Genomic DNA, 16,890 nt, shown 5'->3' with positions numbered 1-16,890 from the left:
TGGATCAGTGGCGGGAGAACACCGCCCGCCGGACCCGAGGCTGGAGCAGGACGCCCGCACCGATCATCACCATCGCCACGATCGCCAGCGGCAGCGGAGTTGCTCCCGTCGCAGCCAGAACTGCCGCGGTCGGGACCGACGCGTTCGGCGGTGCGGCCAGGACCTCGCTGACCGTGCACACGTCACCCGTCAGCTTCGGGGCCACCGTGAACGTCACCTGGTAGGTGTCACCGCTGTCGAACACGTACCCGTCGGTCACGGTCGCCGTCGCGGTCCACGTACCCGGACCGAACGACGTCTTGTCCCACGTGTACCCCACACCGTCGGCCAACGTCGCCGACCCGTCCGCGGTGCACGTCGGGGGAACGATCGTCACCACCGTGTTCGGCGGCGCCGCCAGCACCTGGCTGCACACGGTCTGCTCGCTGGCCAGCAGGTCACGCGTCTGCGTCTCGGTCACCGTCGACGCGTTCTCGGTGTCGAGAACCCACGCACCATCGACCCAGGCGTACGGGGTCGTCGTGACCTCACGCGTCTGCTCCACGGTCGTGTCGTCGCAAGCCCACGTTCCGTCGACCCACTCCGTCGCCGCCACCTGGGGGTCAGGCTGCGGGATCGAGCAGTCCGCCGCCGCGGCAACAGTCACCGTGAGTGTGGCCGTGCCGTCCTCCTGGAGCACCCAGTCGGTCTCGCCGACCGTCAGGATCATGCCCTCAGCAGGTGTAGCGGTCACCGTGTAGTCACCGGCAGCCAGGCCGGTGGCCTTGCCGTCCGTGACCGTGACGGGATCCCCGCCGGCGGTCGTGATCGTGTAGGTGACCCCGGCGGTCGTCGGAAGCGTGATCGACCCACCGGTGATGTCAGCGACGCCACCGTCACCCACCTGGCACGTCGCGGGAGCGACGGTCACGGTCCCCCTGCGTGACGTAGCAGTCTCCCGTAGCCATGCCCGGCTCGTCGTAGATCCTGAACTTCACACCGGTCAGGATGTAGCCCTTGTCGGCCTTCGCGACCATCTTCAAGGGATTCTTCTTGTCCCAGCTGAACGTGATGCCCGTCTGGTCCGTCGGCAGGCTCGGGAGGGACCCATCAGTCGTGCAGGTCGGGGCGATGGGCTCCGGGAAGACGGCTGTCACCTGGATGACAGGAGGTGTGCACGCGATCGAGCTGCCGGACTTCGTGAAGGTCCACCCGTTGTGTCCCGTCGGGTCGTCCCACGCCGTCACGGCGACGGAGTAGGTGTGCGACGTGTACTTGTCGGAGAACGTGTAGCTCTTCGTGAACGTCGTCGAGAAGTCGGTGTCCTCGACAGCGGTGCCGTCGATCGTGACCACGACGTGGTTCGTCTTCGCGGGTACGGCCGGGGACGTCTCGTGGAAGCGCGAGGCGCCGGTCTTGGTCCAACCGTCACCGGCCGGCTTGTTCTTCGACCACTGGGTCTCGACGTGCGTCTTCGCTTCGTGGGTGGTGGCGATCCACCAGAACCACGATCCACGCCCGTTCCCGGACTGGATGTAGGTGTCGACAGCGCTGTCGTCGTAACCCTTGTGGTCCGCGTTCCAGTGACCGGGGTCGGTCACCGGTGTCGACGAGACGTCTGCAGGGTTGGCCGCGCCGTCCTTCTCCGGCGTGTAGGTGTACCGGACGTACTCGGTCCAGGCCGCCTGGTCGACAACCGTCCGCGTCCACTCGTACTCGGTGTATCCCTGGGCCGGGCTACCCTCACGCGAGGCCTGGTAGTACCGGAGGTCGACCGAGAGTGCAGAACAGGTGGCCGACACCGCGTTGGTGTGTGCTGATGCCGGCGACGTGACCAGCGTGGCCATGCCGAGCGTCAGGAGCACCACGCTGACTAGCGAGGCAATAGGCTTCTTGAGTTTCACGATCGTTCCTTGTCTGTCTGCGTCGTTCACTGCGCTCGCGTTCGGTGCGGGGCCCGTCAGGTGGCTCCAGGTCGTGCTGGCCCTCCGCACGACCTCTCGCCACTGAGAGGTGTCGCGACTGCCGTTCACAAATCAGGCTATAAACGGACATATCGGTCCACAAGGCATCCGGACGAGTTTGTCCGGATTTCACCCGCTTGGCCGTATGCGCCCCACTCGACCGGGCGCCAGGGCGCCGAGCGCGCCCGCGCCACCCGCTCCCCGCACGACCCCAGAGGTGTCTGCCGGCCGGCCCGTCTCCGACGGGCGCACAGCCCGGTGCGCGTCTAGTCTCGAACTGAGGTGAGCGACGATGCATGCTGCGGTGGGCGACGAGATCATCATTCACGGACGAGTCACCGGGAACCCGGACCGCCGGGGCGAGGTGCTCGAGGCGCGCGGGCCCGATGGCACCCCGCCCTACCTCGTGAAGTTCGACGACGGGCACGAGGTCCTGGTGTTCCCGGGGCCCGACGTCCAGGTCGTGACGCTGAGCCACTGACGGCCACCGACGGCCACTGACGGCCGCGTTCGCGCTCCGGTCGGTTCCGGGGGTTCTCGACAGGGGGCACGATGACGCACGGCACTCCCACGAGCGACGACGCGCGCGACCCGAGCCGAACGGACGCACCCACCCGAGCCCCCTCCGGCGATCCGCCCCCACCCCGTCGCCGCGCGATCCTCGCGATCGGCGCCACGCTCGTGATCGCCGCGGCCGCCGTCGTCGGCACCCGGGTGTGGGGCACCGGGTCGGCAGCACCTCCGCCGACGTCTCCGACGACCGGAGAGCAGTCGACGCCGTCGGCCGCGTCGCCGGTGCCCGGGTCGGCCCTGGCCGGCTGGCCGCTCTGGTCCACGATCCCCGCTGCGACCGTCGACCTCGCGGCGGCGCCGCACCGGCACGTCGACCGTGCGCTCGCCGTCGTCCGCACGGACGATCCGAGCGACAGTGGCGGCCTCGCGCTGTTCGCGCTGGACGCGGCGGACGGTGCCTGGGTGCGTCTCGACCTCCCCGACGGGGTCCCGGCACCGGGCCACGGCATCGCGCTCTCGGCCGACGGCCGATCGATCGCCTCCACCGGCTCCGGCTCCGACGTGCAGCTCTACGACCTGGCGACGGGCGGCCGACGAACCGTCACGATCCCTCCGACGGCCACCACGGGGTGCACGTCCACCTGGTCGACCTTCTCCTCGGACGGCGCGCACCTCGCCGTCCTCTCCACCTGCGGCACCGAGCTCTCCGCGAGCGCACCCGAACGGTCGACCTCGGTCGTCGAGATCGACCTGACCACCCGCGACGTGCGCCAGGTCGCGCTCGCGCCCGGCACCTACGCGCCACCCGAGCCATCCCTCGCCTACGCACCGGACGGCGCGACGATCGCCGTCGGGACGCTCGACGTCGGCAGCGACACCGACGGGACCCTGACCGTCGTCGCGCGCGACGGGTCCACCCTCGCGCGGTGGACCGGGGCCGCCACCCTGGACACCGTGGACCCGTGGCGGGACGACCGCACGGTGCTCGTCTCCGGCATCGACTCGACCGGCTCCGGCACCCCGATGTGGTTCGACACGACGACCTCGAGGATCACGCCCGCCGTGCTCGCCCCCGCCGACGGCGACGTCTCCCTCACCCCGATGCTGTTCGCGGCGGCATGCTCGTCGCACGGATCGACCCGACCACCGCCGACACCCCCGGGACCACGGTGTGGGTCTGCGACACCGCCCACCGCACCCGCGCACCGTGGCTGACGTTCACCGGGGCGAGCGTGCTCTCGGTGCTGCTTCCCGCGACTCCGGCACCGTCGCGGCCGTCTACGTCGGCGCGCTGAGCTCGCGCGCACGCACGAGCACCGCATCGAGCATCTCCGGCGTCAGTCGGCCGGTGAACGTGTTGTGCGGGCTCACGTGGAAGCAGCCGAGCAGCACGAGCCGACGCCCGTCCGGGCCGTCCAGCCGCACCTCCGTGCCGTGCCCGAACGTCGGACGCGGCCGCGGCACGCGCCAACCGAGGTCGTCGAGCGCGGCAAGCAGCGCCTGCCAGCCGAAGCCGCCCAGCACGACGGCGACGTCGGGAGCCACGAGCTCGAGCTCACGGCCGAGCCACGGAGCACAGGTGCGACGCTCGACGGGGGTCGGCCTGTTCTCCGGCGGGGCGCACCGCACCGGGGCCGTGAGCCGTAGACCGGTCAGGACCATGCCGTCGTCGCGCGACGTCGACGTGGGCTGGGACGCGAACCCGGTGCGATGCAGCGCCGCGAACAGGAAGTCCCCGCTGCGGTCACCGGTGAACATCCGCCCGGTGCGGTTGGCGCCGTGCGCCGCAGGGGCAAGACCGACCACGACCACGCGCGCGTCCGGGTCGCCGAACCCCGGCGCCGGCCGGGCCCAGTACGTCTCGTCCTGGTACGACGCGCGCTTCTCCTCCGCGACCTGCTCGCGCCACGCGACGAGCCGCGGGCACGCGCCGCACTCCACGACGAGCGCGTCGAGCTCCGCGAGGGTGCGGGCCCGGGCGGCCCGGGTCGGGTAGGCGACGTCGCGGTCCACGCGCGTCACTGTGCCACCTTCGCGGCCCGCGGGCGCACGGTCGGCACCCGTCCGGCCCATCGTTGACCATGCCGGGCCGTCGGACCGTTGCTAGGGTCGGAACAGACCACGACGTCCCCTGGGGTGCTGGTCACGAGCGGCGTCCGGTCACCGCGGTCGCCGCCCGAGGCACGGATCGCCGCGTCGACGCAGCGGTCCCGATCGGCTCCCAGAGCCGGTGCGCCGCGGGTCGTGACGGGGAGGTGCGCACATGACCGGGTCACAGGTGACCGGATCCCGCCCAGCCGCGAGCATCGACCCTGGCGCCGTCGGCTCGTCCCGCGCCAGGAGTGCTCACCCCGACCCTCCGGTCGTCTCGCCCGAGCTCGACGCCGTGCTGTTCGACATGGACGGCGTCGTCACCGACACCGCGATCGTGCACGCACTCGCCTGGAAGCGACTGTTCGACGACTTCCTGTCCACCCAGTCCTCCGACGACCCCGCATCGGCGGGACCCGGCGCCGACCCCGGCTGGGCGCGGCCGTTCGACCTCGACGAGGACTACTGCCGCTACGTCGACGGCAAGCCCCGGTACGACGGAGTCGAGAGCTTCCTGACGTCCCGCTCGATCACCCTCCCCTACGGGCACGACGACGACCCGCCGAGCGCTCGCACCGTGTGCGGCCTCGGCAACCGCAAGGACGGGTACGTCAGGACGTGGCTGGCCGAGAACAAGGTGCGGGCCTACCCCGTGACGATGCTCTTCATCGAACGCCTCCACGCGGCCGGCATCCGCACCGCGGTGTTCTCCTCGAGCCGCAACGCCGAGGGCGTCCTGACCAGCGCCGATGTGATCGACCTGTTCGACGTCCGGGTCGACGGCACCGACCTGAGCCGGCTCGGGATCCCCGGCAAGCCCCACCCCGCGATGCTCTGGGAGACCGCGTCGCTCGTCGGGGTGGTCCCCGGTCGCGCCGCGATCGTCGAGGACGCGGCCTCGGGCGTGCAGGCCGGCAAGGACGGCGGCTTCGCCTTCGTCATCGGGATCGACCGCGGCACGTGCTACGGGAGCAGCGACGTGGACGCCTGCCGCGGGCGACTGCTCGCGGCCGGTGCGAGCATCGTCATCGCGGACCTCGGCGCCGTGGAGGTGACGGGGAGGCGGCTCGTCGTCCACCCCGCCCGCGAGCCGGGCTGGAGCGCGAGGTGAGCGACTGGACGCTCGTCTACGAGGGGTACGACCCTGCCCTCGAGGGCCACCGTGAGGCGCTGTGCACGCTCGGGAACGGGTACGTCGCGACGCGTGGGGCGAGCCCCGACGCCGTGGCCGACGGCGTCCACTACCCCGGCACGTACCTGGCCGGCGGGTACGACCGCCAGATCACCGAGGTCGCCGGGCACCAGATCGAGAACGAGTCCCTCGTCAACATCCCCAACTGGCTGCCGCTGACGTTCCGCGCGGACGGCGGTGCGTGGTTCCGGCTCGACGACGTCGAGATCCTCGAGTACCGGCAGGAGCTCGACGTCGGCCGCGGTGTGCTGCGCCGCAGGCTGCGGTTCCGTGACGACCACGGCCGCACCACCCTGTGGACCGAGCGCCGACTGGTGAGCATGGCCGACCCGCACCTGGCCGGCCTCAGTGTCGAGCTCACCGCAGAGGACTGGTCCGGGCGGCTCACGGTGCGGTCGGCGATCGACGGCGGTGTGACGAACACGGGTGTCCCGCGGTACCGCGACCTCGCCCACGAGCACCTCGACGTGCTCGTGCAGGACCACGTCGGCTCGGACACGATCGTGCTGCGCTGCCGCACCAAGCAGTCGATGCTCGGCATCGCCCAGGCCGCGCGGACGCGGCTGTACCGCGGCGGGAGCGAGATCGCCGGCGACCACGAGACGTACGTGGCCGACGGTGTGGTCGCCCACGAGATCTCGTGCGACCTCGAGGTCGGTGTCCCCGTCACGGTCGAGAAGATCGCGGCGGTCTACACCTCGCGGGACCGGGCGATCAGCGAGCCCCTGCTCGAGGCCACCGACGCCATGGGCCGCGCGGGCCGGTTCGACGAGCTCCTCGCCGCGCACGCCCTCGCCTGGAAGGAGCTGTGGGCCGCGTGCGACATCCAGGTCGACCACCGCGACGGGGAGAAGATCCAGCTCAAGGTGCGCGTGCACATCTTCCACGTGCTGCAGACCGCATCGCCGCACACCGGCGACCTCGACGTCGGCATCCCCGCCCGCGGGTGGCACGGCGAGGCGTACCGCGGGCACATCTTCTGGGACGAGGTCTTCGTCTTCCCGTACCTCAGCCTGCACCTGCCGACGCTGAGCCGGTCGCTGCTCGAGTACCGGTACCGGCGCCTCCCCGCGGCCCGCCGCGCGGCACAGGCCGCAGGGTTCCGCGGTGCGATGTTCCCGTGGCAGAGCGGCAGCAACGGCCGTGAGGAGAACCAGCTGCTGCACCTCAACCCGGTCTCCGGGCGGTGGCTCCCGGACAACACGCACCGCCAGCACCACATCAGCTCGACGATCGCGTACAACATCTGGCGCTACCACCAGGTCACGGCCGACCACGAGTTCATGCACTCGCACGGCGCCGAGATGATGTTCGAGATCGCCCGGTTCTGGGCGAGCATCGCGCACCTCAACCCCGCGATCGACCGCTACGAGATCACCGGCGTCATGGGGCCCGACGAGTTCCACACCGCCTACCCGGGCGCCGACCCGGACACCGCCGGGGGGATCGACAACAACGCGTACACGAACGTCATGGCGTCCTGGGTGCTCAGCCACGCGGCCGAGCTCGCCGACCAGCTGCCCGACCCCCGCGCACGCCGCCTCTTCGAACGCCTCGCCCTGGACCCGGAGGAGATCGCCGAGTGGCAGCAGATCAGCCGCCGGCTGCGCGTGCCGTTCCACGCGGACGGCGTCATCAGCCAGTTCGACGGGTACGAGGAGCTCGAGGAGTTCGACTGGGCCCGGTACGAGCGCACGTACGGTGACATCCACCGGCTCGACCGCATCCTCGAGGCGGAGGGCGACTCACCGAACCGGTACAAGGCGTCGAAGCAGGCCGACGTGCTCATGCTCTTCTACCTGTTCTCGGCCGACGAGCTCACGCTGCTCTTCGAGCAGCTCGGCTACCCGTTCGACCACGATGCGATCCCCCGCACGATCGACTACTACCTGGCCCGCACGTCGCACGGGTCGACCCTCAGCCGCCTGGTGCACTCGTGGGTGCTCGCGCGCTCGAACCGCCCGCGCTCGTGGGAGCTGTTCCGCGACGCCCTCGACAGCGACCTCACGGACACGCAGGGCGGCACGACCCGCGAAGGGATCCACGTCGGCGCCATGGCCGGCACGAGCGACCTGGTGCAGCGCTGCTACCTGGGCGTCGAGATGCGTGCGAACGTCCTGCACCTCGACCCGGCGCTGCCCGACGACATCGAGCGCGTGGCCGTCAGCCTGCGGTGCCGCGGTCACGTGCTCGACGTCGAGGCCGACCACACGACGCTCACGGTCCGCTCCCGGATGTTCGCCGCCGGTCCGCTCGCGATCGCCTACCGCCACTCGTACCGCGACGTCGCCGCCGGCGGAACCTTCACCTTCCCCCTGGTCCCCCCGACTCCCCGCCCCCTCGACGCGAACCCCGGTGGCCGCGCGTCGCCGGTCCCGCCGACCTGACCCCACCCGCCAGGCTCGCCGAGATCGTGAGTCCGACGCGAACTCGTAGGTCAGGCCGTGCGATCTCGCGTCGGACTCACGATCTCGGCGGAGGGGTGTGGGAGTCAGGTGGCGGGTGGGCGGCGCTTCTGGGGGTGGAGGGTGCGCCCCTCGGCGAGGTCGGCGACGTAGCGCTCGAGTCGTCTGGCTCGGGTCTCTGGCCTCGTGGCCTCCTGAAGGCGGTAGCAGATGGCGAAGCGGTTGGCGGACGTCAGCACGTCCCACCAGGCCTGGGCGCGGGGCTGCTCGGCAAGCGCGGCCAGCAGGTCCTCAGGCGGTTCCATGCTCGCGGCTCCGCCGTACGCTCGGTCCCATCGGCCGTCGGCCTTGGCCGCCGCCACCTGGGCGAGACCGGCCGGCAGCATCCGGCCGTCCTGCGTCAGACGATCGGCGCGCGCCACGTTGCTCGCCGACCACGGGCTGCGCGCACGACGGGGCGTGAACCTCTGGAAGGACGTGGCGTCGTCGCGCGCGCGACCCTGCCCGTCGATCCACCCCACGCACAGCGCCTCCAGGAGAGCGCCCTCGTAGGTGAGCAGCGTGGCGGCGCCGCCCTTCTTGGTGAGCACCAGCCAGACCCCTGGAGCCGTCGGGTGGTGCTCGACGAGCCACTCGCGCCACGCGGCCACGTCGGGCAGCAGCAGACCGGGAAGGTCGTCCGTCCCCGGGTTGTCGACTCTCACACGGACAGTGTGCCGCCGGTTCGCCCAGGAGGAGCGCGGCGTGTCGAGATCGTGAGTTTGACCCGAACTCGTGGCTCAGGACATGCGATCTCGCGTCGAACCCACGATCTCGGCGGGGGTACGGGAGCGGGGCGGGGCGGGGCGGGTGTCAGCTGCCGGCGGTGAAGGGGCCGATGTAGGTCCCGGGGTGGGTGGCACCGCCCTGGCAGTCGTCCACCGAGCCTCCCGGCCAGGGGACCGAGGTGGGCGTCGTCGCGTCAGGCAGGATCACCGTGACGCTGGTGGGGACCCACGGGGTGCCCTGGTCGCAGACGTCAGGGCCGGGCAACGTCGTGAAGGCGGCGTGCGCGGTCGCACCGGGGGCGAGGACCACCTTCGAGTACGTGGTGGACTGGCGGACGGGGTCGTACGTGGTCGACCCGTTCGACAGCGGGCCGACCAGCTCGAACCCCGGGAACCCGGTCAGGCTGCAGGGCGACAGGCTGATGTTGGTGGCGTCCAGCGTCATGACGTACTGCTGGGTGCTGTGCGCCTTCCCGCTCAGGCCGAGCCGAAGGTCGCTGATCAGGCACGCCTGCGCGACGCCGCTGCCGGTGGCACTGCCCTTCGCAGGCGTCCCCGCCGTCGTCGACGAGGACGGGGGCTGATCCGTCGAGTACGTCCCGGGCGCGTAGGCGGTGACCTTGATGCCGAACGGCTTCCCCGCCGGGGCGCCTGCAGCGAGGTCAACCGGGATCGTGAGCGCACCCGCGCCCGGCGCGCTCGAGCCGTCGAGGCTGACGCTGATCCGACCGAGGGTGACCACCGGGCCGTCGTACGCCGTGGCGGTCCCGAGGGCGAACCACGCATGGCCTCCGGGCGCGATCGTGAGCGTGCTCGGCCCCGGATCCGCCACGGCGTTCAATGCGCCGTTCGTGACGGAGATCGGCTCGTCGGTCAACGGTCCGGGCGACGTGCCGGTCGGCTGGATCTCGGTGCCCGACGCCGCGGTGATCGTGGGGTAGCCCGTGAGCGTGCACGCGCGACTGCCTCTGTTGGTCACGGTGATGATCGCGAACGGCTGGCTCATCCCCGCGCCGCTGGACGTCTGTTCGGCGATCAGCTCCGCCGCGGTGCACGTCGTGCCGACCGCGGTGGCCGACGGCGACGGTACCGGCGCGCTCGACGTGGTCGCCGGCAACGCGACCCGGTGGCGCGCGAGCTGCGCTCCGGCGACGAACACCCCACCGACCACGGCCACCGCCGCCAGGGTCGCGACCCCGCGGTACACCGTGTGCCGGCGCCGGTAGCGCCGTCCGCCCCGCATGATCGCGTCCACGTCCAGCTCCGGCACCGGTCCGGCGTCGAACCCGGCGAGCAGTGCGCGGACGTCCTCCTCCTCGCGCCCGTTCACGGGGTCTCCTCCGCCCACTGCAGCAGATGGGTGCTGGCACGCAGCTTGCCCATCGCCCGGTGCGTCACGCTCTTGACGGTGCCGAGCGGCCAGCCGAGCTCATGAGCGGTCTCCTGCTCGGACAGGTCGAGCAGGAACCTCAGCGCCACGACCCGACGCTCCCGCGCGCTCAACGCCGCCATCGCGCGCAGAACCGCGTCGCGCTCGACGACCCCGGCTGCCGGATCGGCGTTCGACCTCTCCGGGGCCGACGGGGTCAGGTGCTCCCGACCGCGTTGCCGCCGCCACCTGTCGATGTTCGCATTCACCACGATCCGCGCGGCGTAGGCGGCCGGGTCTTGACCGGCCACCCGACGCCATCGGGCATAGGTACGCATCAATGCCGTCTGCACCAGGTCCTCCGCCACCCCCGGGTCCGCGGTCAGCGCCAACGCCAACCGGTACAACCGGGCCCTCTCGTTCAGCGCGAACGCGCGGAATCCGGCGTCACCACCGTCGTCCACCTCGATCGACACCGAGTTCGCCGTCGTCTTCACCCCCCCACAAACGCAGCCGCCCCCCGCCAGGTTCTCCCCCCGCCCACATTCGCCGAGATCCGTCGAGATCGTGGGTCCGGTGCGAGATCGTGGGTCCGAACCTACGATCTCGCGCCGGACTCACGATCTCGGCGTCCGGTCGCGTGCGTCCGGTCGCGTGCGTCCGGTGGGTGGGGGTTGGGCGGGTGGTCAGGCCTGGGTGAGTGCCTGCTCGACCTCGCGGGTGAGGACGGGTTCGGGTTGCGCGCCGACGATCCGACGCACGACCGCACCGTCGCGCAGCAGGACCAGCGTCGGGATGCTGCTCGCGTCGAACCTCGACGCGGTCGCCGGGTTGTGGTCCACGTTCACCTTGACGACCTTCACCTGACCGGCGAACCGGCCCGCCAGCTTCTCCAGCACCGGCGCGACCATCCGGCACGGCGCGCACCACGGCGCCCACAGGTCCAGCAGCACCAGCTGGTGGGTGTCCAGCGCCGCGCTCAGATCGACGTCCGTGGCATCCGCGATCCACGGCAGCGTCGTCTTGCACGACGCGCAGCGCGGATGTCCGGCGGCAGCGGCAGGGACCCGGTTCTTCGTCCCGCAGGACGGGCACGCGACGACTCGTGAGGCCATGGGTCGATCATCGCACCGGGACGACGCGCGCACGCGGGGGCGTCGTCCTGTCGACGGGCACCGGAGCGGGCCGACCTCACTCGAAGCGCGACGGGTCCCCCGCACCCACCCGGACGACCTCCGGCGCACCCTCCGACCAGTCGACGACCGTCGTCGGCTCGGTCCCGCAGTCACCCGCGTCGATCACCGCGTCGACCACGTGGTCGAGCTCGTCCTTGACCAGCCAGCCCTCGGTCATCGGCTCGTCCGCACCCGGCAGCAGGAGCGTGCTCGACAGCAACGGCTCACCGAGCTCGCGCAGCAGCGCCCGGACCAGGGGATGATCCGGGATCCGCACGCCGATCGTCTTCTTCTTCGGGTGCGCGAGGCGACGCGGCACCTCCTTGGTCGCCGGGAGGATGAACGTGTACGGGCCCGGGGTCGCGGCCTTGATCGCCCGGAACGGCGCGTTGTCGAGGTGCACGAGCTGGCCGAGCTGCGCGAAGTCTGCGCAGACGATCGTGAAGTGGTGCCGCTCGTCGAGGTGCCGGATGGCCCGGATGCGATCGGCGCCGGTGTGGCTGCTCATCATGCAGCCGAGCGCGTAGCACGAGTCCGTCGGGTACGCGATGAGCCCGCCGTCGCGCAGGATCGCGACCACCTGCGCGATCGACCGCGGTTGCGGGTTCACCGGGTGCACGTCGAAGAACTTGGCCATGTGTCGAGACTAGGTCCGTCTGCCCTGCTCAGCACCTTGCTGAACGGCGCCGAACCCCCGCAGGACCCGGCAGGACCCGGCAGGACGCCACCCGATCGCGATCCACGGCGTCGGGTCGTGGGGTCGGTCCGGTGACGTCAGTGGAGCGCGATCGGGTCCCAGTCGGGCCACTGGTCGGCGGTCGGCACCTCCGGCTTGCGCACCCACACCGGGACCGACGCCTCGCCCTCGATCTCACCCCGGTAGACCAGCGTGACGTCGTGGTGACCCGCGGCGAGCTCGTCGAGCGAGGTGACCGGCCCGGTCGCGACCACGTGGTCGTCGATCATCCACACGAGTCGACGCGGCTCGAGCGCGGCCGCCGGGTGCTGGGGGTCCTCGGCGAACCCCTCGAGCACCACCGGGACGCCGGCCACCACGTGCTCCCCGGGGGCCGGCCGGATGACGGTCACCTGCGGCGCCAGCGGCTCCCAGTCGAACGTGTCCGTCGCCGCCGACGCCCCGCGCAGACCGTTCGAGTACGTCACGAGGAACCGGCACGCCGGGCCACCCGGCAACCCGTCCGCCGGGATCTCGACGGTGCTCTGCGGCGGGCCGACGTGCACGGTCCGGAACCCTCGCTCACCCCAGCGGTACACGACGGTCACGTGCGCGAGCTCCTCGTCGGCGGGCGGCGAGTACGTCAGGGCGAGCACCGCAGTCCGCGTGGACCTCGCGGTGCCCCGCCGCGGCACCCGCTCGAGCTGGACGTCGACGGTCGGTGCACCCGGGATCCACGCCTCCCACAGGACGCGGTCGTCCCGACGGACCCGGACCTCCGACGCCCGCTCGTGCAGGCCGACGTACGCCCGTGCGCGGAACGTCCTCGCGTCGCCGGGCTCGCAGACCGCCTCGGCACGGACCTCCGCGATCTCGCGCTGAAGGACCTCACCGTCGTCGCCGACGACCTCGACGAGCACCGGGTCCGGCCCGGCGCCGAGGCGGTCGAGCTCCTCGGCCGACGTGCCACGCGGCCACGCCCGCACATGCGTCGTCGACGTGCAGCGCCGTGGCGCGAAGCCCCCCGCCCGGTCGAGCCGGCCACGGATCAGCAGGTACTCCGGAACGCCCATCACCGGCTCCTCAGCTCCCGATCTCGTCCCACAGCCGGTGCCAGCGCGCCGGCATCGGCCACGTGGGGGTGGGGGTGTCGCACGACGTCATGACGTCGTAGACGCCCGTTCCGGCCAGGCTCACCGCCGCGTTGCGGACGACGTCGAACGGCACGTCCTCCAGGCGCGCGTCGGCCGGCCCCGCGCTCGGGCAGTCGCCACCGGTCGCGGTCCGCCCGTCGACGCACGCGAGCGAGACGTGGCGCTGCGCGAGGCAGTGCGCGAGCTCGTGGGCGGCATAGGGGCTGTCGTCCGGCGGGGTGAGGCACACCCCGCCCGGGACGTCGTACGCCTCGCCACGGACGAACTCGCCGGGGATCAGCACCCAGATCGCGCCGTCCTCCTCGGGCGCCGTGTCGCCCAGCCACTCGACGAGCGGCTCGTAGGCCGCGCAGGTGCGCCGGTCCGCCCACGCGTCGAGCAGGGCACGACGCTCCGCGTTCCCGTTGCTGCCCGCCGCGACAGTCACCGTCTGGATGCCGACACCCGCAAGCGCGGCAACCCCTGCCGTCGGGGTCGGCAGCAACGGCACCACGCCGGCCAACGTCGACGCGCACACCGCCGCGGACGGTGCCTGGCCGTCGCCCCAGGCCACCCGGATGTACCGGAGCTGCAGCGGACGCCTGGACTCGAACGCGAACGGCCCCGCCGAGCGCGCCACCCTCTCGGAGTACCCGGCGAAGCCACCCGCCGCACCGAACCCGCCGACCCGGACCTCGACGTCGAACCAGGTCGCCGCGCCGCGCGCCCAGCCGGGCGGGACGAGGAAGTTCAGCGTGTCGTTCGTCGCACTCCGGGCCGGAGCCGCGCGCACCGTGATCGAGGACCCCGGCAGCGGCGCCATCGGCGGGCCGCTGCCGTTCGCGGCGTCGAACCACGGGGAGACCCCGAGCTCCGGGCCGTGCACGCGGATCCGCCCGCGGACGTTCGGCACGAGGTCGCTGCCGAACCCCTCCAACCCGTGCCGCACGGTCACCCGGACAACGGTCGGCTTGGACTCGACCAGGCGGACCGTCTCCGGGACGGTCTGGATCGACTGGGTGACCTCGATCGTCTCGATCCGCAGCGCCGGGCGCTTCCCGGCGACCACCGTGACCGTCCGGCTCACCGGCACCCCGGACGCACCGGTGACCGTCAGCCGGTACGTCCACACCTGCAGGGTCGAGTACGACGGCACGCCGAGCGCGATCGAGGACGCCACCGGGTCGACCAGCGTCGTCCCGCCGGCCAGGAGGGGCCCGCTCGTCGACGTGCGTTCGACCGTCACGGTCTCGGTGTTGCGCACGGTCCAGTGCAGCCGGAGCGGCATCCCGGCCTCGAGCGAGAGGAGTGTCGCCCCGTTCGCCGTGAACGCGGTGATCACCGGGACGCCGGCACGCACCGTGGTGACCGGCGTCACCGGCGGGCGCTCGAGGAACGGGTCCGTGAGGACCGGTACGGACCGGACGCACGGCACGCTCTCGAGGGCGAGGTCGGCGGCGTTGCGGCGGGCAGCCCACCCGTCGTACGCGGAGACGTAGCCGGCGTCGGCGAAGCCCACGGGCCCGGACGCGACGTCGACCGGGAGCGCCGCGGTGATCCGGGTGTCCGACCAGGACAGCGGCGGCACCGGTCGGCAGCCTCGCAGCGTCGGGAGCAGCAGCGCGACGTCCGGGGGTCGGGTCGCGCCGAAGCCGGTCCCGGTGATCGTGATCGTCGACCCGGCGCACGTGTCGGCGAGCTCGATCCCGGTGATGCCGTCGGACCAGACCACGCGCTCGGGGCGGACGGGGGCGGGCTCCGTGCGGGCGGTCAACCGTCGGCGAACCGCCAGGAAGCCGCTGACGCCGTCCCACCACCGGGGGTCGACGGCCTCGACCTGCGGCTCCCACCAGGGGTAGGCGTGATCGAGCAGGTCCGGGTCCCAGCGCGGGCGGGTGCGCAGCTGCGCGAGGAGCGTGTCGAGCGACGCGCCCTCCGATGGCGTCGGCTCCGGTGTCCCGACCGTCGGCGCGTCCGCAGCCGCCGGCCGCGGTCCCTGCGCCGCGGGCGAGCCGACGCGCGACCCCGCCCAGCCGAGCGCCCCGGTCCCGGCGAGCGACTCGAGCCGGACGACGAGCCCGCCGACCCCGGCGTCGTCGTGCGCGACGGCGAGCGAGCCGAGCGCCGCGGTCGCGAGCACGAGGACGGTCACAGCGTCCGCCGCGGAGGTGCGGTCATCCGGGTCGACGACCTGTGCGACCCCCAGGAGCAGGGTCGTGAGCTCCGCCTCGTCGAGGATCGCCGACGCAGTCGCACCGTGCGCCGTGGCCGGCTCGGAGAGCAGTGCTCCGGGCGCTGTCGCGGGGGGTTCGTGACCGGCGCCGGGCCCTGCGTCCGCGTCGAGCTCTGCGCCGAACCCTGCGCCGACGAGCAGCTGACCCAGGTCCGCGCGACGCGACAGCAGCGCCACCTCGCGGACCGTCGCACGCACCCGCGCGGCGGAGTGCTCATCACCGTGCACCGCCCGGTCGGTGTCCCGCGCGAGCTGGTCGAGCCGACGGAGCGGTTCCGTCAGGCCGATCGCGAGCCTCTCGAGCGTGCGCCAGGACGTCGGCACCGGCACCACGGTCGCCGCGAGCGCGCGGACCACCGTCGCGACGGCCCCCCATCGGACGGGCCCACCCGTCTCCAGGTCGGCCCGGGCCGGGCCGGGGTCCTCGTCGGCCGGCCCGCCGGAGCTCGCCGCTCTGCCCGCGCGCGTCGCACCGGTGCGGTCGGAGAGATCGGTGGACTTCCCACGGAGCTGCGCCATGGAGCGCTCCCTGTACGGGTCGACGGCCGGTCGGTCCGGGCTCCAGTGCTGGCCAGGCGCCTGGATTGATCCGGGATCACCTCACCTCTCGGACGCTACGCCCGTCTGCACGAGCCCGCGACCAGGGCGTCCGACGGCGTTCCGCGGGGAACTTCTCCTCGCCGGGGACGACGACGTCCATCGACCGACGTCGTCGGGTACGCCGGCCCTACCGCCCCTGAAGCGCGTCCAGCGCGACGGCCATCGCGGCGGCGACCCGGGTGTCGAGGCGCGTGTCCGGCACGTCGATCACGTACCGGTCGCGCAGGCCCCAGGTGCGCTCGGAGGACATCACCGGGCGGCCCTGCGGGTCGACGAAGTCGACGTGCACCGCGAGCGGGATCGCGTCGGTCACCCGGCGGAGGATCGCCACGAGCACGTTGCGTTCCTGGCCGACGGCGCTCACCGCGCCCGCCTCGATGTGCCAGGTGGACCGGAGCAGCGACGCCGCGAAGTCCTTGCGGAACAGCCCGATCGGGGCGCCGTCGGCGTCCAGGACGTCGTACGTCGCACCGAGGTCGATCGCCTGGCGGGCCTTGAACGAGAAGACCGGGACCGTGCGGGCCTCGTCGGCGTAGAAGGTCACCAGCTCCTTGAAGGCCAGCCGCTTCTGCTGCGCCATCGCGAGCACCGGGCCGTCGCTGCCGTCCGGCGCGAGCGCGCGGATCTCGTAGCGGTTCACCATCATCGTGTACCGCTGCTTGACGACGAATCTCCGGAGGCCGGTCAAGGCCTGTCCCTGCGCGCTCACGGCACTCCTCGGCACGGGTGGCGCCGCCCGTCGGCCGACGTCGGCGGTCCCAGGTTCGCATGCCGGGCCGCGCACGACGGCGCA

The 16,890-nt window shown here is 72.4% G+C and carries 15 protein-coding genes; 4 read left to right on the top strand and 11 right to left on the bottom strand.

Features of this window, described 5'->3' with window-relative positions:
- Positions 1–4 precede the first annotated feature (4 nt).
- Positions 5–910 carry a hypothetical protein gene (locus LJB74_RS10560; RefSeq protein ID WP_259308490.1) on the bottom strand — a complete coding sequence of 302 codons (906 nt, stop codon included), beginning with the start codon at positions 908–910 and terminating at the stop codon, positions 5–7.
- Positions 876–1,883, bottom strand: coding sequence for a hypothetical protein (locus tag LJB74_RS10555; RefSeq protein WP_259308489.1), 1,008 nt, complete (start codon positions 1,881–1,883; stop codon positions 876–878). The genes LJB74_RS10560 and LJB74_RS10555 overlap by 35 nt, the downstream gene beginning before the upstream one ends.
- 352 nt (positions 1,884–2,235) lie before the next feature.
- Here LJB74_RS10555 and LJB74_RS10550 point away from each other — a divergent pair, with 352 nt between their 5' ends.
- Both LJB74_RS10550 and LJB74_RS10545 read left to right on the top strand, forming a co-directional pair.
- On the top strand, positions 2,236–2,424 hold the full coding sequence (locus LJB74_RS10550; RefSeq protein ID WP_259308488.1) for a DUF1918 domain-containing protein: 189 nt from the start codon (positions 2,236–2,238) through the stop codon (positions 2,422–2,424).
- A gap of 71 nt (positions 2,425–2,495) precedes the next feature.
- Positions 2,496–3,671, top strand: a complete 1,176-nt coding sequence (locus LJB74_RS10545; RefSeq protein ID WP_259308487.1) for a hypothetical protein — start codon at positions 2,496–2,498, stop codon at positions 3,669–3,671.
- Positions 3,672–3,734: 63 nt separating this feature from the next.
- On the opposite strand, the gene LJB74_RS10540 is transcribed toward LJB74_RS10545, so the two are convergent.
- The gene (locus LJB74_RS10540; protein WP_259308486.1) at positions 3,735–4,469 is read right to left on the bottom strand and encodes a uracil-DNA glycosylase; all 735 of its coding nucleotides are present in this window, start codon (positions 4,467–4,469) and stop codon (positions 3,735–3,737) included.
- Between the two features lie 250 nt (positions 4,470–4,719).
- Here LJB74_RS10540 and LJB74_RS10535 point away from each other — a divergent pair, with 250 nt between their 5' ends.
- Positions 4,720–5,658: an HAD-IA family hydrolase gene (locus LJB74_RS10535; RefSeq protein ID WP_259308485.1), complete on the top strand. Its 939-nt coding sequence runs from the start codon at positions 4,720–4,722 to the stop codon at positions 5,656–5,658.
- Positions 5,655–8,126, top strand: coding sequence for a glycoside hydrolase family 65 protein (locus LJB74_RS10530; RefSeq protein ID WP_259308484.1), 2,472 nt, complete (start codon positions 5,655–5,657; stop codon positions 8,124–8,126). The genes LJB74_RS10535 and LJB74_RS10530 overlap by 4 nt, the downstream gene beginning before the upstream one ends.
- Positions 8,127–8,230: 104 nt before the next feature.
- Here LJB74_RS10530 and LJB74_RS10525 read toward each other — a convergent pair whose 3' ends face one another.
- The 8 genes from LJB74_RS10525 to LJB74_RS10490 form a co-directional block, all read right to left on the bottom strand.
- Complete coding sequence (locus LJB74_RS10525; protein WP_259308483.1) at positions 8,231–8,848, bottom strand: YdeI family protein; 618 nt, start codon at positions 8,846–8,848, stop codon at positions 8,231–8,233.
- A gap of 148 nt (positions 8,849–8,996) precedes the next feature.
- A complete protein-coding gene (locus LJB74_RS10520; RefSeq protein WP_259308482.1) occupies positions 8,997–10,241 on the bottom strand; it encodes a DUF4232 domain-containing protein in 1,245 nt (414 codons plus the stop codon).
- A complete protein-coding gene (locus LJB74_RS10515; RefSeq protein WP_259308481.1) occupies positions 10,238–10,777 on the bottom strand; it encodes a SigE family RNA polymerase sigma factor in 540 nt (179 codons plus the stop codon). Before LJB74_RS10515 ends, LJB74_RS10520 begins: the two co-directional genes overlap by 4 nt.
- Before the next feature lie 189 nt (positions 10,778–10,966).
- Positions 10,967–11,395 carry a thioredoxin gene (trxA, locus tag LJB74_RS10510; RefSeq protein WP_259308480.1) on the bottom strand — a complete coding sequence of 143 codons (429 nt, stop codon included), beginning with the start codon at positions 11,393–11,395 and terminating at the stop codon, positions 10,967–10,969.
- 76 nt (positions 11,396–11,471) lie between these two features.
- On the bottom strand, positions 11,472–12,092 hold the full coding sequence (locus tag LJB74_RS10505; RefSeq protein ID WP_259308479.1) for an L-threonylcarbamoyladenylate synthase: 621 nt from the start codon (positions 12,090–12,092) through the stop codon (positions 11,472–11,474).
- Between the two features lie 137 nt (positions 12,093–12,229).
- Positions 12,230–13,204, bottom strand: a complete 975-nt coding sequence (locus tag LJB74_RS10500) for a hypothetical protein (RefSeq protein ID WP_259308478.1) — start codon at positions 13,202–13,204, stop codon at positions 12,230–12,232.
- 10 nt (positions 13,205–13,214) lie between these two features.
- Positions 13,215–16,016 (bottom strand): hypothetical protein, encoded by a 2,802-nt coding sequence (locus LJB74_RS10495; RefSeq protein WP_259308477.1) that lies wholly within the window; start codon positions 16,014–16,016, stop codon positions 13,215–13,217.
- A gap of 208 nt (positions 16,017–16,224) precedes the next feature.
- Positions 16,225–16,806 carry a hypothetical protein gene (locus LJB74_RS10490; protein ID WP_259308476.1) on the bottom strand — a complete coding sequence of 194 codons (582 nt, stop codon included), beginning with the start codon at positions 16,804–16,806 and terminating at the stop codon, positions 16,225–16,227.
- Between the last annotated feature and the right edge of the window lie 84 nt (positions 16,807–16,890).

It is taken from the genome of Cellulomonas sp. P24 (genome assembly GCF_024704385.1).
Classification (GTDB): Bacteria; Actinomycetota; Actinomycetes; order Actinomycetales; family Cellulomonadaceae; genus JAJDFX01.
The sequence above is the reverse complement of the archived record's forward strand: the minus strand, read 5'-3'. Positions and strand labels throughout refer to the sequence as shown.

Coding starts and splice junctions, on each gene's coding strand:
- LJB74_RS10550 (WP_259308488.1), top strand. CDS start 2,236: ATGCATGCTGCGGTGGGCGACGAGATCATCATTCACGGACGAGTCACC.
- LJB74_RS10545 (WP_259308487.1), top strand. CDS start 2,496: ATGACGCACGGCACTCCCACGAGCGACGACGCGCGCGACCCGAGCCGA.
- LJB74_RS10535 (WP_259308485.1), top strand. CDS start 4,720: ATGACCGGGTCACAGGTGACCGGATCCCGCCCAGCCGCGAGCATCGAC.
- trxA (WP_259308480.1), bottom strand. CDS start 11,395: ATGGCCTCACGAGTCGTCGCGTGCCCGTCCTGCGGGACGAAGAACCGG.
- LJB74_RS10505 (WP_259308479.1), bottom strand. CDS start 12,092: ATGGCCAAGTTCTTCGACGTGCACCCGGTGAACCCGCAACCGCGGTCG.
- LJB74_RS10500 (WP_259308478.1), bottom strand. CDS start 13,204: ATGGGCGTTCCGGAGTACCTGCTGATCCGTGGCCGGCTCGACCGGGCG.
- LJB74_RS10495 (WP_259308477.1), bottom strand. CDS start 16,016: ATGGCGCAGCTCCGTGGGAAGTCCACCGATCTCTCCGACCGCACCGGT.